Annotated in this window: 19 protein-coding genes; 7 read left to right on the top strand and 12 right to left on the bottom strand. The window is 71.6% G+C overall.

All coding sequences use genetic code 11. From position 1 onward, the window contains the following. Positions 1–4: 4 nt before the first annotated feature. The 3 genes from B9S64_RS10070 to B9S64_RS10060 all read right to left on the bottom strand — a co-directional run bounded on the left by B9S64_RS10070 (position 5) and on the right by B9S64_RS10060 (position 3,931). Entirely contained in the window at positions 5–1,339 is a 1,335-nt protein-coding gene (locus B9S64_RS10070; protein WP_103491205.1) for an ABC transporter substrate-binding protein, read from the bottom strand. Positions 1,340–1,424: 85 nt separating this feature from the next. Further along, complete coding sequence (locus B9S64_RS10065; protein WP_103491206.1) at positions 1,425–2,639, bottom strand: ROK family transcriptional regulator; 1,215 nt, start codon at positions 2,637–2,639, stop codon at positions 1,425–1,427. 233 nt (positions 2,640–2,872) lie between these two features. Further along, entirely contained in the window at positions 2,873–3,931 is a 1,059-nt protein-coding gene (locus B9S64_RS10060; protein ID WP_103491207.1) for a mechanosensitive ion channel family protein, read from the bottom strand. A gap of 319 nt (positions 3,932–4,250) precedes the next feature. Between B9S64_RS10060 and B9S64_RS10055 the strand changes: the two genes are divergently transcribed. The 6 genes from B9S64_RS10055 (at position 4,251) to alc (ending at position 10,056) form a co-directional block, all read left to right on the top strand. Further along, entirely contained in the window at positions 4,251–4,841 is a 591-nt protein-coding gene (locus B9S64_RS10055; RefSeq protein ID WP_103491208.1) for an HNH endonuclease, read from the top strand. A gap of 247 nt (positions 4,842–5,088) precedes the next feature. Then, entirely contained in the window at positions 5,089–5,400 is a 312-nt protein-coding gene (locus tag B9S64_RS10050) for a hypothetical protein (protein WP_103491209.1), read from the top strand. After that, positions 5,401–7,551 (top strand): 4-alpha-glucanotransferase, encoded by a 2,151-nt coding sequence (malQ, locus tag B9S64_RS10045; RefSeq protein ID WP_103491210.1) that lies wholly within the window; start codon positions 5,401–5,403, stop codon positions 7,549–7,551. Between the two features lie 20 nt (positions 7,552–7,571). Further along, positions 7,572–7,799: a hypothetical protein gene (locus tag B9S64_RS10040; protein ID WP_078551689.1), complete on the top strand. Its 228-nt coding sequence runs from the start codon at positions 7,572–7,574 to the stop codon at positions 7,797–7,799. A gap of 79 nt (positions 7,800–7,878) precedes the next feature. Next, positions 7,879–8,802: a LysR family transcriptional regulator gene (locus tag B9S64_RS10035; RefSeq protein WP_103491211.1), complete on the top strand. Its 924-nt coding sequence runs from the start codon at positions 7,879–7,881 to the stop codon at positions 8,800–8,802. Between the two features lie 105 nt (positions 8,803–8,907). After that, entirely contained in the window at positions 8,908–10,056 is a 1,149-nt protein-coding gene (alc, locus tag B9S64_RS10030; protein WP_103491212.1) for an allantoicase, read from the top strand. A gap of 103 nt (positions 10,057–10,159) precedes the next feature. Here the strand turns inward: alc and B9S64_RS10025 are convergent, their stop codons facing one another. The 8 genes from B9S64_RS10025 to pepN (B9S64_RS09990) all read right to left on the bottom strand — a co-directional run bounded on the left by B9S64_RS10025 (position 10,160) and on the right by pepN (B9S64_RS09990) (position 23,508). Beyond that, entirely contained in the window at positions 10,160–10,399 is a 240-nt protein-coding gene (locus B9S64_RS10025) for a hypothetical protein (RefSeq protein ID WP_103491213.1), read from the bottom strand. A 26-nt stretch (positions 10,400–10,425) separates the two neighbouring features. Then, entirely contained in the window at positions 10,426–11,463 is a 1,038-nt protein-coding gene (locus tag B9S64_RS10020; protein ID WP_146060118.1) for a hypothetical protein, read from the bottom strand. A gap of 186 nt (positions 11,464–11,649) precedes the next feature. Continuing rightward, a complete protein-coding gene (locus B9S64_RS10015) occupies positions 11,650–12,087 on the bottom strand; it encodes a type VII secretion target (RefSeq protein ID WP_103491215.1) in 438 nt (145 codons plus the stop codon). A gap of 212 nt (positions 12,088–12,299) precedes the next feature. After that, entirely contained in the window at positions 12,300–14,876 is a 2,577-nt protein-coding gene (pepN, locus tag B9S64_RS10010) for an aminopeptidase N (RefSeq protein ID WP_103491216.1), read from the bottom strand. A gap of 168 nt (positions 14,877–15,044) precedes the next feature. Continuing rightward, positions 15,045–16,073: an aspartate-semialdehyde dehydrogenase gene (locus B9S64_RS10005; protein ID WP_103491217.1), complete on the bottom strand. Its 1,029-nt coding sequence runs from the start codon at positions 16,071–16,073 to the stop codon at positions 15,045–15,047. Positions 16,074–16,261: 188 nt separating this feature from the next. Then, positions 16,262–19,570 (bottom strand): S8 family serine peptidase, encoded by a 3,309-nt coding sequence (locus B9S64_RS10000; RefSeq protein WP_181012279.1) that lies wholly within the window; start codon positions 19,568–19,570, stop codon positions 16,262–16,264. A 174-nt stretch (positions 19,571–19,744) separates the two neighbouring features. After that, on the bottom strand, positions 19,745–20,752 hold the full coding sequence (locus tag B9S64_RS09995; RefSeq protein ID WP_103491218.1) for a hypothetical protein: 1,008 nt from the start codon (positions 20,750–20,752) through the stop codon (positions 19,745–19,747). A gap of 170 nt (positions 20,753–20,922) precedes the next feature. Next, positions 20,923–23,508, bottom strand: a complete 2,586-nt coding sequence (gene pepN / locus B9S64_RS09990; RefSeq protein WP_103491219.1) for an aminopeptidase N — start codon at positions 23,506–23,508, stop codon at positions 20,923–20,925. A gap of 187 nt (positions 23,509–23,695) precedes the next feature. On the opposite strand from pepN (B9S64_RS09990), the gene B9S64_RS09985 reads away from it, so the two are divergent. Beyond that, entirely contained in the window at positions 23,696–24,346 is a 651-nt protein-coding gene (locus tag B9S64_RS09985) for a DsbA family protein (RefSeq protein WP_103491220.1), read from the top strand. Positions 24,347–24,528: 182 nt separating this feature from the next. On the opposite strand, the gene B9S64_RS09980 is transcribed toward B9S64_RS09985, so the two are convergent. Next, positions 24,529–25,170, bottom strand: a complete 642-nt coding sequence (locus B9S64_RS09980) for a superoxide dismutase (protein ID WP_028439697.1) — start codon at positions 25,168–25,170, stop codon at positions 24,529–24,531. Positions 25,171–25,215: the final 45 nt, after the last annotated feature.

Genomic DNA, 25,215 nt, shown 5'->3' with positions numbered 1-25,215 from the left:
CGGACTACTTCGCCTTGGCGATGTCGGTGTCGATCTGCGCGGCGGTCTTCTCCAGACCGGCCTTCAGGTCCTTCACCGCGCCCTTCTCGTACTGGAAGCCGAAGTCCTGGAGCGTCTGCTGGTACGTCGCGCCGTTGACCGCGCCGTCCGGGGTGTTGGACTTGGGGTGCTGGGCGATGTCGAGGAAGGTCTTGAAGCGCGGGTCGAACTTCAGGTTGGGCGACTTCAGCGCCTCGAAGGTGGAGGGCACGTTGCGGATGCCGTTGGCGAAGTCGACCACCGCCTGGGTGTCGCTGGTCATGAACTTCACCAGCTCCCAGGCCGCGTTCTGCTTCTTGCTGGACGGCGCGATGCCCATGATCGTGCCGGACAGGAAGCCCTTGCCGTAGCTGTCGGCCTCGTCGTCGGCGACCGGCATGGGCGCCACCCCGATCTCGAACGGCACCTTCGCGTCGGTGGCCATCCCGAGCCGCCACTCACCGTCGAGCTGCATCGCGACCTGCCCGGTGTGGAAGGGGTGCTTGGAACCCCACTCGTCACCGAACGTGCCCCGGTACTTCTCCAGCTTCGCGTAGCCGCCCAGGTCCTCGACGAGCTTCTTCTGGTACGTGAACATCTCGGCGAAGGCCGGGTCCTTGGCGATGTTCGACTTGCCGTCCGCGTCGAAGTAGGTGTGGTCCCACGAGGACAGGTAGTGGTCGGCGACCGTCTCGTAACCGTGGAAGGTCGGCATGAAGCCGAGCTGCTCGTAGCTGTCGCCCTTGGTGATCGTCAGCTTCTTGGCGACGGAGGCCAGTTCGGACATCGTCTTCGGCGGCGCGGTGATCCCGGCCTTCTCGAAGGCGTCCTTGTTGTAGTACAGGCCGTAGGCGTCCGCCAGCAGGGGCAGGGCGCAGCGGTCGCCCTCGAACTGCGTGTAGTCGAGGAGGACCTTCGGGAAGGTCTTCTCCAGGTCGAGCCCCGACTTCTCGATGAACGGCGCCAGATCGGCGAAGGCGCCCGACGAGCAGAACTTGCCGACGTTGGAGGTGGTGAAGGAGGACACCACGTCGGGGCCGTTGGAACCGCCCGCGCGCAGCGCCTGGTTGAGCTTGTCGTCGTTGATGTTGCCGACGACGTTGACGGTGATGTTGGGATGGGTCTTCTCGAACCGGTCGATGGTGTCCTGGACGGCCTTCACCTCCGAGGGGGCGCTCCAGCCGTGCCAGAAGTTGATCGTGGTCCTGGCCTTCGGGTCGTCGTCGGCACCGGACTCGGCCTGGCCCGTACAGGCGGTGGCGAGCACCGAGATCGCGGCGACGGCGACGGCGGCGGTGGTCATCGTGCGGCTTCTGCGCATGACAAAGCTCCCAGGGACGGGGGATGAGGAGGTGAAGGCGGTGAAGTCGGTGAAGCGCGGAGGGGATCGGTGCGGCGTGAGGTGTTCAGCGTGAGGTGTCGAACACTTCGTCGCGGGTGTCGGCGAGGGCCCGTTCGAGGGCGCCCCGCAGGACGGGGTGGTGGTCGATGCGGCCGAGCACGAGGCGGGGCCGGGAGGCGGCCAGCTCGGCCAGTTCGGACTGGACCAGGGAGCGCAGCAGCTCGCCGCCGCAGGAGACCAGTTGGCCGGAGAGGACGATCAGCCCGGGGTCGAGGACCGCGGTGAGGGAGGCGAGACCGGTGGCCAGCCGTTGGGCGTACTGCCGCAGCAGCTCGGTCAGCGCCGGGTCCCGCTCCCAGGCGGCGACGGCCCGGGTCAGCAGTCCGGCCGCGACCTCGGCGTACGGCTGGTGCGGGGTCTCGATGCCGAGCGAGGTGGCGAGCCGGGGCACCGCCTGGGCGCCCGCGAGCTCCTGGAAGCCACCGGCGTTGGCCTTGACCACCTGGCGCACCAGGGGGGTGCCGGGCACCGGCAGGAAGCCGACCTCACCCGCGCCGCCGGTGAAGCCTCGGTGCAGCCGGCCGTTGATGACGAGGGCGGCGCCGAGCCCCTCCTCGTTCCACAGCAGGACGAAGTCCTCGTGGTCCTGGGCGGCTCCGAGCCGCTGCTCGGCCACCGCGACCAGGTTCACGTCGTTCTCGTACTCCACCGGCATGGGCAGGCACGCGGCCAGCTCGTCCAGCAGGGTGGGGGAGTGCCAGCCGGGCAGGTGCGAGGCGTAGCGCAGCCGGCCCGTGCCCGGGTCGAAGGCGCCCGGTGTGCCGATGACGACCCGGTGCACCTCGGCACGGGTGATCCCGGCCTCCTTCACGGCACCGTCCAGCGCCTGGGTCACCTGGCGGACCACACCGTCGGCGCGCCGTCCGCGGGTGGGCAGCTCGTACGTGCCGACGGTCTCCCCGGTCACGTCCGCGACGGCGGCGACGATCCGGTCCGCGGTCACGTCGAGCCCCGCGACGTGCGCGGCCCGCGCGTTGACCGCGTACAGCTGGGCGTTGGGCCCCGGCCGTCCCTCGCTGGTGCCGGTGGCGACGACGAGTCCGGCCGCCTCCAGGCGGGCGAGGAGCTGGGAGGCGGTGGGCTTGGACAGGCCCGTCAGCTTCCCGATCTTCGTCCGGGTCAGCGGACCGTGCTCCAGCAGCAGGTCCAGGGCGGCCCGGTCGTTCATGGCCCGCAGCACGCGCGGAGTGCCCGGAATGCCTGGTGTGGTGCCGGCCATGGAGGATGCGCCCCGCCCTCTGTTAGGAAAGTTTCCTGTTCGTTGGGAGGACGGTAGGGCGCGTGTCACCCGGTCGTCAATGGGTCGCGGGCCCGTACTGCCGAAGCGTTATCCGCGCCGGGCGTCGGAGCCGTGGAGGGCGCGGACGCGCCGGAGCCCCCGCACGGCGGTGTGCGGGGGCTCCGGTGGACGGTCCTGCTTCGCCAGGGGCCGCAGGCGCCGGTGGGGACGTCCTACTTCGCCAGGGGCGGCGGTATCGGCGTCGCCGCGAGGGACTGCGGGGAGGTGGCGGAGGCGAAGGCCGACGGCGCGGACATCCCGGCGGTCGGGTCCGCGGACGCCTCGCCGTCCGCCTCGGCGGTGGGGCCGAGCATCCGGATGCCCGCCTCGTCCATCGCCTGCTTGATGCGCCAGCGCAGCTCGCGCTCCACGCCCACCGACGTGCCCGGCATCGTCTTCGCGCTGACCCGGACGGTCATCGAGTCCAGCAGCACCGCGTCCAGGCCGAGGATCTCCACCGGGCCCCACAGCCGCTCCGACCAGGGCTCCTCCTTGGCCAGCGTCTCCGTGGCCCCGGCGATCGTCTCGCGCACCCGCCCCAGGTCCTCCGTGGGGCGGACCATGACGTCCACCCCGGCCGTGGACCAGCCCTGGCTGAGGTTGCCGATCCGCTTCACCTCGCCGTTGCGGACGTACCAGATCGCGCCGTTCTCGCCGCGCAGCTTGGTCACCCGCAGGCCGACCTCGATGACCTCGCCGGAGGCGACCCCCGCGTCGATCTGGTCACCGACGCCGTACTGGTCCTCCAGGATCATGAACACCCCGGACAGGAAGTCCGTGACGAGGTTGCGCGCACCGAAGCCGAGCGCCACCCCGGCGACTCCGGCGGAGGCCAGCAGCGGTGCCAGGTTGATCTGGAACGCGCCGAGGACCATCAGCGCGGCCGTCCCCAGGATCAGGAACGAGGTGACCGAGCGGAGCACGGAGCCGATGGCCTCCGAGCGCTGGCGGCGGCGCTCGGCGTTGACCAGCAGACCGCCGAGCGCGGTGCCCTCCACCGCCTGGGCACTGCGGTTCATCCGGGCGATGAGGTTGGTCAGGGCCCGCCGGATCACATACCGCAGGACCAGGGCGACCGCCAGGATGAGCAGGATGCGCAGGCCGGTGTTCAGCCAGGTGGACCAGTTCTCCTGGACCCACCCCGCGGCGTCGCCGGCCCGCTCGGCGGCTTCGTCCAGCGAGCCGCCCGGCTCGGGCGACGGGGTCGCGGCCAGGAGCACGGACAGGGGCACGGCGGGGACCTCCGGGAAGGGGCGACGGGGAGACCGACAAGAGTAACGAAGCCGGGGTGAGGGCCCACCGCCGTCCGGGCGCGGAGAGACACGTCTCACCCTCCCCGGAGGCGCCCCGGGCGGTGTGGCCGATCACACAGCGGCCCCGGCCGCCGGGCCGAACCGCCTGCTGCGGGGGGACGCCCGGCCGGGTGAGCGGAAAAATCCTCCCGGCCCGTTACCCGTACGTGGTGGCGCTACGACCAGCCATGAGGGGAGACTGAGACCGGATCGTCCCGGCGCGAGCCACGCGCCGCCGGCGTACAAGGAGGCATCCACCGTGCCGCACGTCCTGGTTCTCAACGCGTCGTACGAGCCGCTCGGCGTCGTACCGCTCCGCCGCGCGCTCGTCCTCGTCCTGGAGAGCAAGGCCATCTGCCTCGAGGAGTCCGGCGCCTTCCTGCACAGTGCCACCCGCGCCGTGGCGGCCCCCAGCGTCATCCGGCTCAAACGGTTCGTCCGGGTGCCCTACCGGGGCCCGGTGCCGCTGACCCGGCGCGCGCTCTTCGCCCGGGACGGCGGCCGCTGCATGTACTGCGGAGCCGCCGCGACCAGCGTGGACCACGTCATCCCCCGCAGCCGCGGGGGCCGGCACGCCTGGGACAACGTGGTGGCGGCCTGCCGCCGCTGCAACCACGTCAAAGCGGACCGCCATCTGCCCGAGCTGGGGTGGCGGCTGCGCCACCAGCCCGCCCCGCCCACCGGTCTGGCCTGGCGGATCATCGGCACGGGCCATCGCGATCCGCGCTGGCTGCCCTACTTGCAGCCGTTCGGCGCGGACGACGTGATGGCCCGGATCGACGGCGTGGGCGCCAAGGAGTCCGGGCCTTCGCCGTCCGGGGGCCCGCGGCAGTTCTCGGCGACGGCGTAGCGCGGGCAGGCGGCGCGGGAGATGCCCGGCGCGGGACATGCCCGGCGCGCCGCCCGGACACCGCGGGGACGCGCCCCTCGCACCCCGCCGCACGGCTGAGAACGGCCCCTGTGTGGCGTACGGGAAACGGAGTGTGACCTACGGCACGATGAGGTCGTTGTCATAACGCCTGTGTCACGTCCGTGCCTGCTCCCGCGCCCGCTGGGTAGGCCTGCTGTGTCCTGTTGTCCACGGCCAGGAGGCCACCGTGCCCGCATCCGCACAGCTTCTTCTCTCCGCGCTCTCCAAACAGGTACCGAGCCCGGCGGTCCCCGTCCCGGCCACCGCGCCGCCGATGATCAGCGAACTGCCGCTCGCCCACGTCTCCCACCACCTGACCGGTGAGCCCGCCCCCGCCGAGACCACCACCCCCACCGGTGAGCCCCCGCTGACCAGCGAGCCCCCGCTCGCCGACGCCACCCCCCTCACGAGCGAGCCTCCGCTCGCCGCCGTCGCCCCTCTCACCAGCGAGCCGACCGCACCCGGCACCGCGGGGGGCATGGAGCTGCCAGGAGTCTGAATGGGCTTGTCCCGGCTCGCCGCACTGCACGGCGTCGCCACCTCCTTCTCCCCGTCCGCGGGCGTCACGGTGCCCGTCCCCGAGCGCACGGTCGTCGCGGTGCTCGGCGCGCTGGGCATCGACGCCGCCACCCCCGCCCAGGTGGCCAGGTCGCTCGCCGCGGCCGAATCCGTCGCGGCCTCCCGGCTGCTCCCGCCGACGGTGGTGGTCTGGTCCGGGGAGCCGCTGCCGCCCGCCCTCACCGCGCTGCCCCCGGACGCGTCGCTCACCGTCGAACCCGAGCGCCGTCCGGGCGCCACCGGGGAACCGCCGCCGCTGCGGATGCGGATCCCGAAGACGCCGCCGGCCACGGGCGAGGGGACGCCGTCCTGGTGGAGCGAGCCGCCGCCGGGCGTCCACCGCGTGACCGTGCGCGCCCCCGGCCACCGCCGTACCGCCGCCACCCTCGTCGTCGCTCCCGGCCGCGTACCCCAGCCGCCCCGCCGTACGCACGGCTTCCTCGTCCAGCTGTACTCGCTGCTCTCCGCCCGCTCCTGGGGCATGGGCGACCTCGGCGACCTGGCCGATCTGGCCGCCTGGTCGGGCCGGACCCTGGGTACGGGATTCGTCCAGGTCAACCCCTTGCACGCGGCCGTCCCCGACAGGCCCGGCGACCCCTCGCCGTACCGCCCCTCCTCCCGGCGCTTCCCCGACCCGGTGCACCTGCGCGTCGAGTCCGTCCCCGAGTACGGGCACGTACCCGAGCGGGCGGCCCTGGGCGACCTGCGCCAGGACGCGGCGGCCCTGAGCGACACCGTGCTGAACAAGGGCGCCCTGATCGACCGGGACGCCGTCCGGGAGCTCAAGTGGCAGGCGCTGGAGCTGATCGTCCGGGTCCCGCTCACCCCCGGCCGCCGCGCCGCCTACTGCGACTACCTCGCCAAGCAGGGCCAGGCCCTGGAGGACCACGCCCTGTGGTGCGCGCTGGCGGAGGCGTACGGCCCGCGCTGGCGCGACTGGCCCGCGCCCCTGCGCGACCCGCGCTCCCCGGCGACCGCCCGCGCCCGCACCGAGCTGATGGACCGGGTCGACTTCCACTGCCGGCTCGCCTGGCTCACGGACACCCAGCTCGCCGACGCCCAGCGGGCCGCGCGCGAGGCCGGGATGGCCGTCGGGATCGTCCACGACCTCGCCGTCGGCGTCCACCCCGACGGGGCCGACACCTGGGCCCGGCAGGACGCCTTCGCGCACGGCATGTCCGTCGGCGCGCCCCCGGACGCCTTCAACGCCCAGGGGCAGGACTGGGGGCTGCCCCCGTGGCGCCCCGACGCCCTGGCCGCCTCCGGCCACGCCCCCTACCGCGACCTCCTGCGCGGCCTCCTCGCCCACGCGGGCGCCCTGCGCATCGACCATGTGATGGGCCTCTTCCGGCTCTGGTGGGTGCCCGAGGGCCGCCCGCCCACCGAGGGCACCTACGTCAGCTACGACGCCGAGGCGATGCTCGCCGTCCTCGTCCTGGAGGCGCACCGGGCCGGTGCCGTCGTCGTGGGGGAGGACCTCGGCACCGTCGAGCCCGGGGTACGCGAGGCGCTGGCCCGCCGCGGGGTGCTCGGCACCTCCGTGCTCTGGTTCGAGCGCGACTGGGACGGCGGCGGGCGGCCGCTGGCCCCCGAGCGGTGGCGCCGGGACTGCGTGGCCACCGCGAGCACCCACGACCTGCCGTCCACGGCCGCCCGGCTGACGGGCGAGCACGTGACGCTCCGCCACCGCCTGGGCCTGCTGACCCGCCCCCTGGAACAGGAGCTGGCCGAGGACACCACCGGCACCGCCGAGTGGCTCTCCTTCCTGGCCCGGCTCCGGCTGCTGCCCGAAGGGGACGGCGACGAGGAGGCGGCCGTCCGCGCCGTCCACCGCTTCCTGCTGCGCACCCCGGCCCGGATGACCGGGATCTGGCTCCCCGACACCGTCGGCGACCGCCGCCCGCAGAACCTCCCGGGCACCTGGGACCAGTACCCCAACTGGCGCCTGCCCGTCGCCGACGCCGAGGGCCACCCCGTCACCCTGGAGGAGATCACCGCCTCCCCCCGGCTGCACCGGCTGATGGAGGTCTTCCGCGCCCCCGAGGACCCTCCGGGGTCCTCTACGGCACCCCCGGCCGCGCGTCGCCGGTAGCCGTTCGCTACGTTTGCACCGTGGACAAGAAGAACGCTATGCGCGCCGGCGCCGTCGCGGCCGGTACGACGCTCATGATGCTGCTCATGTCGTCCCCCGCGCTCGCACTCACCCGCGACGACGGTGACGACCCGGGCCAGGGGATCGGGGCACTGGAGACCGTCGGTGTCTTCGTCGTGCTGCCGATCGTCGTCTTCCTGGTGATCGTCGGCCTGGTCATGGTCCTCGACAAGTCCAAGAAGGCCTAAGGGCTGTCACCACGCGCCGCCGGTACCCGCCCGTACCGCGCGGCGCGTCCGTGTGTCCCGCCACCGGTAGGTTGCGGCCATGACCGAGTGGGACGTCAAGAAGCTCCGCATCCTGCGCACCCTGCGCGACCGGGGCACCGTGACCGCGACGGCCGAGGCCCTGCGGATGACCCCCTCGGCCGTCTCGCAGCAGCTCACCAATCTGGCCGGACAGCTCGGCGTGACGCTCCTGGAGGCCCAGGGCCGCAGGGTCCGGCTCACCGACGCCGCGCACCTCGTGCTGCGCCACGCGGAGGCCGTCTTCGCCCAGCTGGAGCGGGCCGACGCCGAGCTGACGGGCTATCTGCGGGGCGAGGCCGGCCAGGTGCGGGTCGGCGCCTTCTCGACGGCCGTGCCCGCCCTCGTCGTACCGGCCGTGCGGCTCATGAGGGACGAGGACCGGCCCGGGCCCGAGGTGCGCGTGCACGAGGCCGAGGCCGCCCAGGCCTACGAGCTGCTGTCCGCCGGTGACGTGGACCTCGCGCTCTCCCTGGCTGCGCACGCCCCCACGGCCCGCGACCCCCGCTTCACGGTGCTCCCGCTGCTGGCCGACCCCCTGGACGTCGCGCTGCCCGTGGACCACCCGCTGGCCCGCGCCCCCGGTCTGCGGCTGGCCGACCTGGCCGGTGAACCCTGGATCTTCGGCGGCTCGGGCCCCTGGTCCCGCATCACCACGACCGTCTGCGAGGCGGCCGGTTTCGTCCCCGAGCAGGCGCACAGCGCGTCCGGCTGGACCGCCATCCTCGCCATGGTGGAGGCGGGCATGGGCGTCGCGCTCGTGCCCCGCATGGCGGCCGCCTCCGAGCGGGCGCACGGGGGTGTGGCGGTGCGCGTCCTGGAGGCCGACCGCCCACGCCGCCATGTGGTGGCGGCCGTACGGCGGGGGGCGGAGCGGGGACCCGCCGTGGCGCGGGTGCTGGCGGCCCTGCGCCGGGTGGCGGAGACGACCGTCCAGCGGGACTGAGACCGCTCGGCAGACCGTCGTCCAGCAGATCGTTCAGCAGAACTGAAAGGACTGTGCGAAAACTTTCGATGGACCTGACGGGTCCCGGTGGGCGACAGTCGTGGCATGACCACCGACGCGAGCGAGACGGCATTCCAGGACACCGACCCCCACGCCAATGACGCGGCCCCCTACGGCGGCGGCGACCCGTACGCGGACTATCGCGCGGCCACCGGCCTTCCCTTCACCGACCTCGTCGACCTCGCGGACCGCCGTCTCGGCGCGGGCGTGATGGCCGCCAACGACGAGTTCTTCGCCGAGCGGGAGAACCTCCTGATCCGCGAACCCGCGGTCTTCGACCCGGAGCGCTTCGGCCACAAGGGCAAGATCATGGACGGCTGGGAGACCCGCCGCCGCCGGGGCGCCGACGCCGGCCACCCCTTCCCCGCCCCCGAGGAGCACGACTGGGCGATCGTCCGGCTCGGTGCCCCGGGCATCGTCCGCGGCCTGATCGTGGACACGGCCCACTTCCGGGGCAACTACCCGCAGCGCGTCTCCGTACAGGCGACCGCCGTCGAGGGTGCCCCGAGCGCCGAGGACCTCCTCGCCGACGACGTGAAGTGGGAGGAGATCGTCCCGCCGACCCCCGTACGCGGCCACGCGGCCAACGCCTTCGAGGTCACCGGCGGCCGCCGCTACACCCACCTGCGCCTGTGCCAGCACCCCGACGGCGGCATCGCGCGGTTCCGGGTCCACGGCGAGGTCGTCCCCGACCCGGCCTGGCTCGCGGCGCTCGGCACGACCGACCTGATCTCGATCCTCAACGGCGGTACCTACGAGGACGCCTCGGACCGCTTCTACTCCTCACCGGCTCAGATCATCCTGCCGGACACCTCCCGCAAGATGGACGACGGCTGGGAGAACCGCCGCCGCCGGGTCCGTGACTCCCACGACTGGGTCCGCTTCCGCCTCCCCGCCCAGGGCGCGGTCCGTGCCGTCGAGATCGACACGGCCTACCTCAAGGGCAACGCGGCCGGCTGGATCGCCCTCAAGGGCCGCGACGGCGAGAGCGGCGAGTGGTTCGACATCCTCCCGCGCACCCGGCTCCAGCCCGACACCGTGCACCGCTTCGTTCTGGACAGCGAGGCCGTGGTCACCCATGTCCGGCTCGACGCGTTCCCCGACGGCGGGGTGGCCCGGATGCGGCTGTACGGCTCCCCGACGGAGGCCGGAACAGCCGAACTGACCCGCCGCTACGAGGAGTCGGTGGCGTAACCGCCGCCCTCCCGAGTCTCCGCCCGGCGGACGGCAGCGCCTTCGCGCCCGTCCGCCGGGCGGTCTCCACGCACCGGCTGTGCCCCGCGTCCGTGGAGGGGAGTCAGCGGGGGCGCCGCGTCGCCTCCCGCCGGCTCGCGGCCGTGCGCACGTACCCGAGCGTGAGGAACAGCCCCGCCACGCCGATGCCGAGGAACGCCAGCAGGCCGAGCACCCCCGCTCCCTCCGAGACGGCGGCGACGGACCCCGTCACACCCGCCAAGGTGCCGAGGATCCCGATGACGAGGATCCTGTGGTTCCCGAAGACGGCGCGCACCAGGAATCCCGTACCCCGCTGTGGCATCCGCTCCCTCTCTCTTCCCCGGCTTCCTACTTCCAGTGGACCCTGCCCGGATCCTTGGGGGCCATGATCTTCGCGTCGGGGCGCTCCGAGGCGTGCATCCCCGGTGTGTAGTAGAAGTCCAGCCCGGTGGCGACCACCGCGGCGGGAAATCCGAACACCTTGCCGCCGAACACGCCCGCCTTGTTCAGAAGGGTCGGCTTCCGGTGCAGACCGCCGCCGCCCGAGGTCTCCAGCAGCCACGACCCCTGGCCGGCGGCGTAGGCGGGTGTACCTCCGACGAAATTCGCCTTGGCACTCTCCCAGTCGCGTTTCTGGATGCCGTCGGCGCTGTTCATCCACGCCCGGTACGAGAGGAACTCGGCCACCGGCTTGAGGGTGCTGTTTCCGAACTTGCCCTCGGACGCCTGGTCGATCCGGGTCTGGATCTCCTTGTCGGACAGCTCCTTGAGGGAGATGTCCTCGCCGCTCTTCTTCCCCTGGTCCTCGCGCATCCGCCGGGCCTCGGCCAGCGAGGCCGGGGCGGTGGGGAGGAACCCGATGTCGTACCCGTGGCTCATGTCCCGCAGGGCCCAGCGGAGTGTGGAATCCGCTTCGTCGGCGTCCGCCAGGGCCTGACGGGTCCGGTCCTTGTACGACGTGAGGGTGATCTCGTACGCCCGGGTGAGGTCCGCGAGGTCGTCCGGCCCGACCTTGGCGGGGTCCACGAAGACCGCCCCGGTGTGCGGGTCGAGCGAGAGGTGCTCGTGTCCCTCGACCCCGTTGGCCATGTTCTGGAGCTCGCCCCTGGCGGAGCGGAAGGCGTCGAGCGCGGAGTTCAGGAGCTTGTGGACGCTTCCCGCCTCGTTCTCGGCGTTGTCGATCTGGAAGGAGATGCCGTTGAGCGACGTGAAAGCGGCCTGCGCCGCCTCACCCTCCCAGTCCGACTCCCTCAGACCCTTCGCCACCTCGTTCTTGAACGTCTGCCCGGCCCCGTGGACGAGCTTCGGCAGGTTCGCCCACGCGTCCACGGCCGTGGAGAGCTTCTCCAGGTTCACGTCTCTGAGCTGTGTGTACGTCAACGACATGGTGGCCCCCTAGGGCGTGTTTCGAGAGGAGCGCCGTCCGCCCGGAGGGCGGGGCCGGCGGCGTCTGGTGCGTGCGATCGCAAGGCGGAGGGTCGCCCCGATACTGGATGTATCGGGGTGATCCCGACAACGCGGCGAGCGTGCGTGCCAGGCGTCGCCGGGCAGGCGGGACTTTCGAAACACGCCCTAGATCACGTCGCCCGGTTTGTACACAGGTACACTCCCGATTTTCTTCTCGCCGTCGGTGTCATCGGTGTCGAAGGTGTCGGCCGCGGACCTCAGGTTCTTGGCGAGGCCGTCGTTCCCGATCAGACCGGTCACCCGGCGTACGCCCTTCTTCCAGGACTCGACGAAGGCGGTGAGAGCCTCGTCCGAGGCGAATCCCTTCATCGACCCCGAGACCTCCGAGGTCCTCGACACGGCCGTGGAGTGGGCGTCGTGGAACTCCTTCGCCGCCTTGTCCTCCGCGATCCCCGCCCGTGCCCGGAGCACCGCGGGTGTCACATGCAGTTTCCGTCCGGGTCCCGCACCCGGTCCGGCTCCGGCCTCGTTCAGCCGCATCTGTGTGGACCGTCTGGCCAGGGCGGCTTCCTTGAGCTGAGCCCACTCCTCGTCGAAAGACACTTCTCCCCCGTTCAACTCGTGCTGATCGCGGCCCCGTTCGCGTCGTCCGGGCGAAGGGGCCCGCCTGTGCACGGTATCCGACACGCTGCCCCGCCCGCTCCCGGGCCACCGTCTCCCACCAGCGCGTGGGGCTCCTGGGCCGAGTGCACCGCACCGACGAAGGGGACGCCTCCGGTGAGAGGCGTCCCCTTCGTCGGTGCGGGCGGGACCCGCTACGCGGAAGCCGCCGCCGCGTCCGCCGCCTGGGCCTTCAGGGCGCGTTCCACGCCCGAGCGGGACTCCGAGATCAGCCGGCGCAGGGCCGCGTTCGGCCGCGCCGACTCCAGCCAGGCGTCCGTGGCGTCCAGGGTGGCCTGCGAGACCTGGAGGGCCGGGTAGAGGCCGACCGCGATCTGCTGGGCCATCTCGTGGCTCCGGGCGTCCCAGACGTCCTTGACCGCCGCGAAGAACTTCTCCGTGTACGGCGCCAGCAGCTCACGCTGGTCGCTCTGCGTGAAGCCGCTGATGACCGACTCCTGGAGGGAGTTGGGCAGCTTGTCGGACTCCACGACCGAGGCCCACGCCTCGGCCTTCGCCGCCTCGGACGGCTGTGCCGCGCGCGCCGCCGCCGCGTGGCGCTCGCCCGCCGCCGTGCGGTCGCGCTCGTACTCGGCGGCGATCTCCTCCTCGTCCAGCAGCCCCGACGCGGCCAGCCGCTGCACGAACGCCCAGCGCAGCTCCGTGTCGACGGCCAGGCCCTCGATCTCCTCGGTGCCGTTCAGCAGGGCCTGGAGCAGGTCCAGCTGGAGCGGGGTGCGGGCCGTCGCCGCGAAGGCGCGGGCCCAGGCCAGCTGGTGGTCGCTGCCCGGCTCCGCCGCGCGCAGGTGCGCCAGCGTCGCCTCCGTCCAGCGCGTCAGACCCGCCTCGCGCCACTCCGGCGCCGCGTACTGGTCGACGGCCAGCTTCACCTGGCGGTGCAGCGACTGCACCACACCGATGTCGGACTCCTTGGCGATGCCCGAGAGGACCAGCTCCAGGTAGTCGCGGGTGGCCAGCTCGCCGTCGCGGGTCATGTCCCAGGCGGAGGCCCAGCACAGGGCGCGCGGCAGGGACTCGGTGAAGTCGCCCAGGTGCTCGGTGACGACCCGCAGGGAGTCCTCGTCCAGCCGGACCTTGGCGTACGACAGGTCGTCGTCGTTGAGCAGGACGACCGCCGGGCGTGCCGTGTCCGCCGGGAGCGGGACGGCGGTGCGCTCGTCCTCGACGTCCAGCTCGATCCGGTTCGTACGGACGAGGCGGCCCTCGTTGTCCAGGTCGTAGAAGCCGACCGCGATCCGGTGCGGACGCAGCGTCGGCTCGCCCTTGGCGCCGGCGGGCAGGGCCGGGGCCTCCTGGAGGACGGTGAGGGAGGTGAGGTGACCCGCCGCGTCCGTCTCGATCTCCGGGCGCAGGACGTTGATCCCGGCCGTCTCCAGCCACGCCTTCGACCAGGCCTTCAGGTCACGGCCCGAGGTCTCCTCCAGCGCGCCCAGCAGATCCGCCAGACGCGTGTTGCCGTACGCGTGCGCCTTGAAGTAGGCCTGCACACCCGTGAAGAACTCGTCCATGCCGACGTACGCCACGAGCTGCTTGAGCACCGAGGCGCCCTTGGCGTACGTGATCCCGTCGAAGTTGACCAGGACGTCGTCCAGATCGCGGATGTCCGCCATGATCGGGTGCGTCGAGGGCAGCTGGTCCTGGCGGTAGGCCCACGTCTTCATCGAGTTGGCGAAGGTGGTCCAGGAGTGCGGCCACCTGGAGCCCTCGGCGTACGCCTGGCAGGCGACCTCGGCGAACGTGGCGAACGACTCGTTCAGCCAGAGGTCGTTCCACCACTCCATGGTGACCAGGTCGCCGAACCACATGTGGGCCAGCTCGTGCAGAATCGTCGCGGCGCGCACCTCGTACGACGCGTCCGTCACCTTGGAGCGGAAGACGTACTGGTCGCGGATGGTGACCGCGCCCGCGTTCTCCATCGCGCCCGCGTTGAACTCGGGGACGAAGAGCTGGTCGTACTTGGCGAACGGGTACGGGTAGTCGAACTTCTCCTGGAACCACTCGAAGCCCTGACGGGTGACCGCGAAGATGTCGTCCGCGTCGAGGTACTCCGCGAGCGAGGGGCGGCAGTAGATGCCCAGCGGCACCACCTGGCCGTCCTTCTCGTAGGTGCTGTGCACCGCGTGGTACGGACCGGCGATCAGGGCCGTGATGTAGGTGGAGATGCGCGGCGTGGGCTCGAAGGACCAGACGTCGTCCGCCGGCTCGGGCGTCGGCGAGTTGGAGATCACGGTCCAGCCGGCCGGCGCCTTCACGGTGAAGCGGAAGGTCGCCTTCAGGTCGGGCTGCTCGAAGCTGGCGAACACCCGCCGGGCGTCCGGGACCTCGAACTGGGTGTACAGGTAGGCCTGCTCGTCGACCGGGTCGACGAACCGGTGCAGGCCCTCGCCGGTGTTCGTGTACGCGCAGTCGGCGACGACCTTCAGCTCGTTGGCGCCGGCCCTCAGGTGCTTCAGCGCGATCCGCGAGTCGCGGAAGACGGAGGCCACGTCGAGCGCCTTGCCGTTCAGCTCGACGTCGTGCACCGCCGGGGCGACCAGGTCGATGAAGGTCTCCGCACCGTCTTCGGCGGAGTCGAAGCGCACGGTGGTGACGGACCGGTAGGTGCCGCCCTCCTGCGCTCCGGAGAGGTCGAGATCGATCTCGTACGCGTCCACGGTCAGCAGGCGCGCCCGCTCCTGTGCCTCTTCGCGGGTCAGATTCGTGCCAGGCACGCGGTCATCTCCTTGGTCTGTGACGTTTCCCGTCATCCTTCCACGTGGGGCGGGCCCGGCGCGATGTCCCTTTTTCCGCAGGACCCGCGGCGCCGTGCGGGCGGGGGAGACGCGGCGGGGGCGGCCACCGGAATCCGGCGGCCGCCCCCACGGCGTACGGCGTACGGGTCAGGCGGTCAGTTCGGCCGCGACCAGCTCCGCGATCTGCACCGCGTTCAGCGCCGCGCCCTTGCGCAGGTTGTCGTTGGAGACGAACAGCGCCAGGCCGTTCTCGACGGTCTCGTCCACCCGGACGCGGCCGACGTAGGACACGTCCTTGCCGGCCGCCTGGAGCGGGGTCGGGATCTCCGAGAGCTCGACACCCTCGGCGTCCTTCAGCAGCTCCAGGGCGCGCTCGACGCCGATCGGACGGGCGAAGCGGGCGTTGATCTGGAGGGAGTGGCCGGAGAAGACGGGCACGCGCACACAGGTGCCGGAGACCTTGAGGCCGGGGATCTCCAGGATCTTGCGGGACTCGTTGCGGAGCTTCTGCTCCTCGTCCGTCTCGAAGGAGCCGTCGTCCACGACCGACCCGGCCAGCGGCAGCACGTTGAAGGCGATCGGCCGCGCGTAGACGTCCGGCGCGGGGAAGTCGACCGCACCGCCGTCGTGGGTGAGCTTGTCCGCGTCGGCGACGACCTTGGACGCCTGGCCGTGCAGCTCCGCCACGCCCGCCAGGCCGGACCCGGACACCGCCTGGTAGGTGGCGACGGTCAGCGCTTCGAGGCCCGCCTCGTCGTGCAGGGGGCGCAGCACCGGCATGGCGGCCATCGTCGTGCAGTTCGGGTTGGCGATGATGCCCTTGGGGCGGTCCTTGACCGCGTGCGGGTTGACCTCGGAGACCACCAGCGGGACCTGGGGGTCCCTGCGCCAGGCGGAGGAGTTGTCGATCACGACGGGGCCCTGGGCGGCGACCTTCTCGGCGAGCGCCTTCGAGGTCGCGCCGCCGGCCGAGAACAGGACGATGTCCAGGCCGCTGTAGTCGGCGGTGGAGGCGTCCTCGACGGTGATGCCGGTGCCCTCGTAGGTGAGCGTGGAGCCCGCGGAGCGCGCGGAGGCGAAGAGGCGCAGTTCGGCGACGGGGAACTTCCGCTCGGCCAGGATGCTGAGCATGACTGTGCCGACCTGACCGGTGGCGCCGACGATTCCGACCTTCACTGGAACTCCCTCTCATGGACGAACAGGCGCGTTGCCGGTCCATGATGCGTATGTCCACGGCTTTCTTGTCCAATCCATTGTCCGGCAGGCGGACAGGGGGCGGACAGGACTGTGGGGCGGGAGCCCTTGCGGGCGCCCGCCCCACAGCCGCGGTGTGTCGCGGGGATCACACGGTCAGCGGTGTGCCGCTACGGCGTGACCTTCTCGATCACGACGCTGCCGGTGCCCGCGGCGGTGCCCCGGGCGTTCACCAGCTTGACCTCGCCGAAGAACTGCCGGCCCTCGGGAGCCGCTCCGGCGACCACGACCTCGGCGCCGACCTGGGCGGACGCGCCGTTGGCCAGCTTCACGGCCTTCGACTCGTCCACCGTGATCTGACCGAGCGACGCGGAGTAGTACACGTCGCGGTAGTCGTAGTCGGTGGTCCCGGTGGAGACCGAGTAACCGTGGACGAGCACGGTGTAGGTGCCGGCGGCCGGCTTGGCCAGGCTCACCGTCTCCTCCGAGCCCGCCGTCGTCGAGGCGCCGACCTGGGTGTCGCCCTTGAACACGTACAGGTCGAGGTCGGCGTTGGCGTCGGCCGTGTTGCCGATGGTGATGTCCAGCTTCTCGACGCCCGCACCGATGGTGACCGTACGGGTGTACTCGTCACCGGTGGAGATCGACGGACGATCGACGTCGGCCGAGCCCAGCGAGCCGCCCTTCAGCGTGCCCTCCAGGTCACCGGCGTTGTTGGTGACCGTCCAGTCCACCGCGGCCGGGGTGCCGATCTTCGCCTCGGGGAGCGTGCGCACCGCCGGGTCGAAGGAGGCGCCCAGCAGCGAGACGTCCAGCTTGTACGGGTTGTCCAGCAGCGGCGACGTACGGCGCGCCTCGACCTCGACCTCCCAGACGCCGGGCTGCGGGTCCTCGTAGGAGCGCACGTCCGGGCGGCAGGTGTTGGCCGGGTTCTCGTAGTTCGGGTAGCAGTTGACCGTGGAGCTGTTCTCCACCGGGACCCCGTAGGGGTGGAGGGAGATGAACCGGGTCTGGCTGCCCGAACGCAGGGCGCTCAGGGCGACCTCAAGGGTCTTGGCGCCCTCCGGGACGTTCAGGAAGTACGACGTGGTGCCGTTGCGCTGCACCGAGCCGGACGCCTTGAACGCGTAACCGGGCTTCACCAGGTCGTTGGCGACGACGACCGTGGTGAGGATCTGGTGGTCGATCCCGCTGGTCTTCTTGTCGTCGACCTGGAGGATCGCGCTGTGCACGCCCGCGCTCTTGGCCTTCGCCTGCACCTGGACGGTGACCGGCTTGCCCAGCGGCAGCGAGACGTTCTTCTTGCCGGTCAGCTTGAACGTGCCGTCGTCGTTCTTCCACGACAGCTTGTGCTTGACGTCCTTGTCGGGGCCCGTGGTGCGGGTGATGACGACGTCGTACGTCTTCTTCTGGCCGGTCTTGAGGCCGCCCTCGCGGTCGTACAGGCCGGTGCCGAAGCCCGGGGTCTTCAGCGCGAAGTCGATCGCGGTGTCGACCGGGGCCTTCACCGTGTACTCGTGCGCCGGGGAGCCCTTCTGGGAGATCTGCTTCCAGGCGGCGACGATGTCGATCAGACCGGCACCCTGGGCGTGCGCGGGCACGCCGTCGATGTGCGAGGCGGTGCTGGTCAGCGCGGTGCGCAGATCGGCCGGGGGCAGCTCGATGTTCTTCTGCTTGGCGGCGGACAGCAGCAGCGCGGTGGCGCCGGCGGCCTGCGGCGAGGACATCGAGGTGCCCTGGAGCATCGAGTAGCCGGCCGGCAGGGAGTAGCCCGCCTCCTTGACCGGGCCGCCGGGCAGCCAGGTCTGGGTGGTGTTGATCGCGGCACCCGGGGCGGTCAGGATCGGCGCGAAGCCGCCGTCCTCACGCGGACCGCGCGAGGAGAAGGGCAGCATGTCGTACTTCTTGGTGACGTTCGAGCCGTAGTTGGCCGCCCAGGTCTCCTTGGAGATGGACGCGCCCACCGAGATGACGTGGTCGGCGAGACCGGGGTCACCGATGGTGTTCACACCCGGGCCGTCGTTGCCGGCCGAGATGACCAGCTGGACGCCGTAGATGTCGATGAGCCGCTTGTAGAGCTCGGCGCGGGCGTTGTTGCCGTCGTTGAGCGGCGGCAGACCGCCGATCGACATGTTGACGACGTCCACGCCGCGGTTGACGACGAGGTCGATCATGCCCTCGGTCAGCGCGATGTTGGTGCAGCCGCCGGACCAGGTGCAGGCGCGCGAGGAGACGATCTTGGCGCCGGGCGCGGCGCCGTTCATCTTGCCGCCGAACAGGCTGTTGGCCGCGGTGATGCCCGCGACGTGCGTGCCGTGCTCGCTCTCGATGACGCCGATGTTGACGTAGTCGGCCTTGTCGCCCGCCGCGTTGTAGACGACGTTCTGGCGGGTCTCGACGACGAACGGGATGCGCTCGGCGACCTCGGTCTTCGGGTTGTCCTTGCCGAAGTAGCCGATCTGGTGGCCGTCCTTGTACGGCTTCATCACGACGTCGTTCGTGAAGTCCGCGTCGTTGTCGAGGTCGACGCGGACGGTGCCCTTGACCGGGTCGTACAGCACGGCCCACACGTCGGTGGTGTCGCCGTCCCGGTTGAGGTCCCCGGCCATGTCGCCGCCCTTGGTGGCGGCCTCGGCGAAGAGCTGCATCTTGTAGGTGCCCTTGGGCGCCTTGTAGGTGCGGCCCCCGGCGGTGAACGTCGGACCGGTCACCGTGGTGCTCATCCGCAGCCAGGTGCCGTCGCCGTCACTGACCGGGTCGGTGGCGGTGACCCAGTCGACGATCTTGCGCTCGCCGGTGGTGGTCTTCTGGAGCGCGGGGTGGGCGACGTCCACACCGGAGTCCAGGATCCCGATGGTGATGCCGCGGCCGTCGGCCTTCGGGTTCTTCTTCACGAAGTCGACGGCGCCCGTCTCGAAGGACGGGTTGTACGGGTTCTTCGCCGGGGTGTTCTTGCCCGGCGCAGGGTAACTGCCGGTCGCCTTCAGCTGCTTGGCCCCCGCGACCTGGTCGGCCTTCGGGGTCGGGTCGTCCAGCTTGATCTCCTGCTTGAGATCGATGCCGTGGACGCTCGACAGCTTCTGCGTCGCCTTGATGGTGGCCTCGGCCGTCGAGGTCGGCACGGTCGCCCGGACGTAACCGAGCTTGTCGTACGTCTGGCCCAGCACGGAGCCCTTGACGCCGTCCAGCTGCTTGACGACCTGCTGGGTCGCACCCGGTGTGGTGGCGACCATCATCGTGATGTTCTTCTCGCCCTTGGCCTGGGCCTTCGCCAGCAGTTCGGCGTCGGCCCCACCGAGCTTGTCGCCCGGGTCGCCGGTGGCGGCGGGTTTGACGGGGGCGGTGGCCGGGTCGTCCGCGGCGAAGACCGGGGCGGCGCCGGTGGCGGCCAGGGCGGCCGCCAGTCCCGCTGCGGCCGCGATCCGCGCCGCGCGTCTGGCCCCGGGTATGGAGCTGGGGGATTCCTTGGTCATCAGCATCCCTGTAAGTGAAAGAGAGAGTCCGGAATTCGGTACCGGATGACCGCTCAGCCTTTCGTAAATGACAGGGGTTTGTGGAGACTTGAAGGCCGTTAGACATGCACATGGCGTAGATCCGCCACGGGTGCCGATGCGTCACACGGGACGAACAGGGCGAAAGCCGGGCCCCCCGGGTCACCTGGGCAGGGCCACCACCAAGACGGCCGGTTCACGGTCCTCGGCCGCCGACATCGCCGTACGCACCGCCACCGCCTGCTGCGCCGTCGCCCCGCGCAGCTTTCCCGGTGTCACCCGGACCACCGTGATCCCCAGCCGCTCCAGGTGCTCCCGGTCCGCGGGCCCGGCCGAGCCGCTCCGGCGGGGCGAGCGGGTGACGATCTCCAGGGCCACCGCCCGCTCGGGCCAGTACGCGTCCACCCCGCCCAGCACCGCCCCGCCGGGCAGGCACAGGTCCACGTTCCACAACGGCTCCGGCAGCCCGTGGCGGCGCACCATCGCGTAGAGCCGGCCCTCCGCGACGGCCCGGCCCTCGGCCAGCAACTCCTCGACCGCGTCCACCACATGGGCCCGGCCCAGCAGCTTCGCCGCGCTCAGTTCGCGGACCACCGACGCCGGCTCGCAGTACCCGGCGCGGACCGACTCCGTGAGCAGCCGCCGCACGGCGGGGGCGTCGGTGAGCGAGGCCACCGTGTCGGCCAGCGCCCGCTCCACCGGGGCCACCGGAGTCCCGAGCCTGGTCTCCGGCCGGGGCGGCACCGAGGCCCGGACCACCTGGACGAACCCGGTCGAGCGCAGCCGCCGGGTACGCGGCACCAGCACGTCGATCCGGTGCCGCGCGTCCAGCGGAGGGACGGACGTGAAGCCGTGCAGGGCCAGCGCCGCGGGCCCCGTCACCATCGCCTCCCCGTACTCCGGGCCGGGCCGCGCGGGGACGGTCCGCCGCGCCTGCACGGGCGGCCGGCCCGCGTACAGCAGGGCGCCGTGCACCCGCTCCCGCGCGGTCGGCGGATGCGGGTGGAGGAGGAAGACGCCGGGGAGCAACTGCTGCCACGGACCGCCGGGCAGGCACGCGGCGGCGGTCCGCGCGGCGCTCACCCCCGAGGCCCGTAACTGCGCGGCCGAGCGCACACGGTGGCGGACGTCCTGGAGGGGATGGGCGGAGAGCGGGCTGTTCCGGTTCATGCACCGCAGGCTCCCCGCCGGCCCGCCGGACGGTGACCGGTGTTACACGTCCGTCGACGTACCAGGACAACGCCGTACTGATACGGGAGCCCGACGGCCGGAACGGGCGGCCCGCCGGGGTCCGCACGACCGCGCGCCCCGCACAGGTGTACGGGGCGCGCACGGATGTGTCAGGACGCCGCGTCGCGCTCCTGGGCGCGCAGCGCACGGGCCAGGTCGTCCCGTGCCTCCAGGACGAGACGCCGCAGCGCCGGGGCCGCGTCCGGGTGCGAGGTGAGCCACGCGTCCGTCGCGGTGAGCGTCGCGGGGTCGCCCTGGAGCCCCGGGAACAGGCCCTTGACCACGTCCATGGCGATCTGGATGGAGCGCTCGGCCCACACCCGCTCGATCGCCTCGAAGTACGCGGAGGTGTACGGCGCCAGCAGCTCCCGCTGCGAGGGCTGCCCGAAGCCCGCGATGGTCGCCTCGACGAACGCGTTGGACAGCTCGTCCGACTCCACCACCGACGCCCACGCCTGGGCCTTGACCGCCGCCGAGGGGCGCGCGGCCAGGCACCGCACGTGGTGCCGCTTGCCGGACGCCGTGTCGTCGCGGGCCAGTTCCGCGTCGACCGCAGCCTCGTCGGCGACGCCGTGCGCGACCAGCGGGGACAGGAAGGCCCACCGGAGCTCCTGGTCGACCTCCAGGCCCTCGACCACCGCCGAGCCGTCCAGCAGGCCGCCCAGCAGCTGGAAGTCGGCGCCCGAGGTGGCCACCGCCGCGAAGAACCGGGCCCACGTCAGCTGGTGCTGGCTGCCCGGCTCCGCCCGGCGCAGCTCCCGCAGCGCGCCCTCGGCCAGCAGCCGGCCGCCCTCCTCGCGCCATCCGGGAGCCGCGTAGTGGGTCAGCGCGGACTGGGCCCAGGCGTGCAGCATCTGGAGGACACCGATGTCACTCTCCCGCCCGGCGTGCGCCAGCACCAGCGAGACGAAGTCCCGCGCGGGCAGCAGCGCGTCCCGCGTCAGGTTCCACAGCGCCGACCAGCACAGCGCGCGGGCGAGCGGGTCGCCGATGTCACCGAGGTGGCGGCGCAGGGTCTCCAGCGAGCCCGCGTCGAAGCGGACCTTGCAGTACGTCAGGTCGTCGTCGTTGACCAGCACCAGGTCGGGCTTCTCGGCCCCGGCCAGCTCGGTGACCACGGTCCGCTCCCCGGCCACGTCCGTCTCGGCCCGCGCGTACCGCTCCAGCGCGCCGTCGGGGGAGAGCCGGTAGAGGCCCACCGCGACCCGGTGCGGGCGCAGCTCGGGGTGCGAGGCGGCGGCCTCCTGGGTGACGGCCAGCTCCGCGACGCGGCCCTCGTCGTCGTACGTCACCACCGGGGTCAGCACGTTGACGCCCGCCGTCTGGAGCCAGGAGCGGGACCAGGCCGTCATGTCGCGGCCGGACGTCTCGGCCAGCACCGACAGCAGGTCGCCCAGCTCGGTGTTGCCGTAGGCGTGCTGCTTGAAGTAGCGGCGGGCGCCTTCCAGGAACGCGTCCCGGCCCACGTACGCCACCAGCTGCTTGAGCACCGAGGCGCCCTTGGCGTACGTGATCCCGTCGAAGTTCAGCTTGGCGTCCTCCAGGTCACGGATGTCGGCCGTGACCGGGTGGGTGGAGGGCAGCTGGTCGGCGCGGTAGGCCCAGGCCTTGCGGTTGTTGGCGAAGGTGATCCAGCCGTTGGTGAAGCGGGTCGCCTCCACCATCGAATACGAGCCCATGAAGTCCGCGAAGGACTCCTTCAGCCACAGGTCGTCCCACCAGCGCATGGTGACCAGGTCACCGAACCACATGTGCGCCATCTCGTGCAGGATGACGTTGGCACGGCGCTCGTAGGAGGCCGAGGTGACCTTGGACCGGTAGATGTACTCCTCACGGAAGGTGACGAGGCCCGGGTTCTCCATGGCGCCGAGGTTGTACTCGGGCACGAACGCCTGGTCGTACTTCCCGAACGGGTACGGGTAGTCGAAGTGGTCGTGGAAGAAGTCCAGACCCTGCTTGGTGATCAGGAAGACGTCGTCCGCGTCGAAGTACCGCGCGAGACCCTTGCGGCACATCGCGCCGAGCGGGATCTCCAGCGTCGAGCCGTCGTCGGACGTACGGGTGTAGAGGTCGCTCACACAGTGGTACGGGCCCGCGAGGACCGACGTGATGTACGTGGAGATCGGCTGCGTCTCCGCGAACCGCCACACCTCGCCCTCGTGGAACTCCTCCGCGCCGTTGGAACGGACCGTCCAGCCCTCGGGCGCCGTCACCTCGAAGCGGTACGGGGCCTTGAGGTCGGGCTGCTCGAAGTTGGCGAAGACGCGACGGGCGTCGGCCGGTTCGTACTGGGTGTAGAGGTAGACCTCGCCGTCCTCCGGGTCCACGAAGCGGTGCATGCCCTCACCGGTCCGGCTGTACGCGCAACGCGCGTCGACCACCAGCACGTTCTCGCCCTCGGCGAGGTCGTCCAGCGCGATACGGGTGCCGTCGAAGACGGCCTCCGGGTCCAGCGTCTTCCCGTTCAGCGTCACCTCGGCCACCGACGGGGCGAGCAGGTCCGCGAAGGTCGAGGCGCCCGCGCGGGCGGCCCGGAAGCGGATCGTCGTCAGCGAACGGAAGGTCCGCGGGCCGGCCGCCTCCCCGTCGGGATCGCCGACGGCGGAACGCAGGTCGAGGGCGACCTCGTAACCGTCGACGGTCAGCAGCTCGGCCCGCTGACGGGCCTCGTCGCGGGACAGGTTTTCACCGGGCACGGGAGCACTCCTTTGTGTCTCGGACCGACCGGCGACCGGGGCGGTGCCGCGGCGCCCGGCCATCGGTCGGTCCCGATTCGAACGGCTTTGATCCTCGCATGCGGCCCCGGACGGCCGCGCACGGGAATGGCGGGAGGCACCGGTGGTGTTTTCGCACACAGGTACAACCCCGCTCATGAGGAGAGACATGCCCGAGAACAGCACGTCGAACGGCAGGACCCCGGTCGACTTCTGGTTCGACCCCCTCTGTCCTTGGGCCTGGATGACCTCCCGCTGGATGCTGGAGGTGGAGAAGGTCCGCGACGTCGAGGTCCGGTGGCACGTGATGAGCCTCGCCGTCCTCAACGAGGACCGGCTGGACGACCTGTCCGAGCAGTACCGGGAGATGATGCGGACCCAGGCCTGGGGCCCGGTCCGGGTGGTCGTCGCCGCCCGGCAGAAGCACGGCGACGAGGTCGTCGGCCCGCTGTACACGGCGATGGGCACCCGCTTCCACAACAAGGGCGAGGGCCCCACCCGCGAGGCGATCGCGGGCGCCCTGGCGGACACCGGTCTCCCCGCCGACCTGCTGGAGTACGCCGACTCCGACGCCTACGACACCGAGCTGCGCGCCTCCCACCAGGAGGGCATCGACAAGGTCGGCCAGGACGTCGGCACCCCGGTCATCGCGGTCCCCGGCCCCGACGGCGAGCAGATCGCCTTCTTCGGCCCGGTCGTCACCCCCGCCCCCAAGGGCGAGGAGGCGGCGAAGCTCTGGGACGGCACCCTGCTGGTGGCCTCGATCCCCGGCTTCTACGAGATCAAGCGGACCCGGACGCGGGGACCCGTCTTCGACTGACGCACACGCACGGTGACCGGCCGGCCGCGCACGGCGGTCGGCCGGTGCGTCCACGGCGGTCCGCCGCGGTGCACCCATGGGAGAACCCCCGCGAGTCACGTCCTCGCGGGGGTTCTCCGGTGTTCCGCCTGCCGGGTGAAGGTGGAGAAGACGATCACGAGGCAGGACGTCTGAGGAAACCGTCAGGGGGCGAGCAGGAGCACGTCCGCGCGCTCCTTGGCGGCGGCGTACCGCTGCGCCACGTCCTGCCAGTTGACGACGCGCCACATCGCCTCGATGAAGTCCACCTTCTGGTTCTTGTACTGGAGGTAGAAGGCGTGCTCCCAGGCGTCGAAGACCAGGATCGGCACGGAGCCCTGGCCGATGTTGCCCTGGTGGTCGTAGACCTGCTCGACGATCAGCTTGCCGCTGACCGGCTCGTACGCGAGGACGCCCCAGCCCGAGCCCTGGGTGGTCGCCGCGGCCTTCGTCAGCTGGGCCTTGAAACCGGCGTAGGAGCCGAAGGAGTCGGCGATGGCGTCCGCCAGGTCGCCCACACCGTCCGCCGCGAGGGGCTCGCCGCCGCCGTCACCGCTCATGTTGTGCCAGTAGATCGAGTGGAGGATGTGGCCGGAGAGGTGGAAGGCCAGGCTCTTCTGGAGGCCGTTGATCGCCCCCCAGGTCCCCTTGTCGCGCGCTTCCTCCAGCTGCTCCAGGGTGTCGTTCGCCCCCTTGACGTACGCGGCGTGGTGCTTGTCGTGGTGGAGCTCGATGATCTGCGGGTTGATGACCGGTTCGAGCGCCGCGTAGTCGTACGGGAGTTCCGGGAGCGTGTAGGTGGCCATGGGTGCGAACCCTCCAACTGCTGGCTGTTTGTTGTTGCAAGTCCT

It is taken from the genome of Streptomyces sp. SM18, from assembly GCF_002910775.2.
Taxonomy (GTDB): Bacteria; Actinomycetota; Actinomycetes; order Streptomycetales; family Streptomycetaceae; genus Streptomyces; species Streptomyces halstedii.
This window is presented reverse-complemented; position numbering and strand designations above follow the sequence as displayed.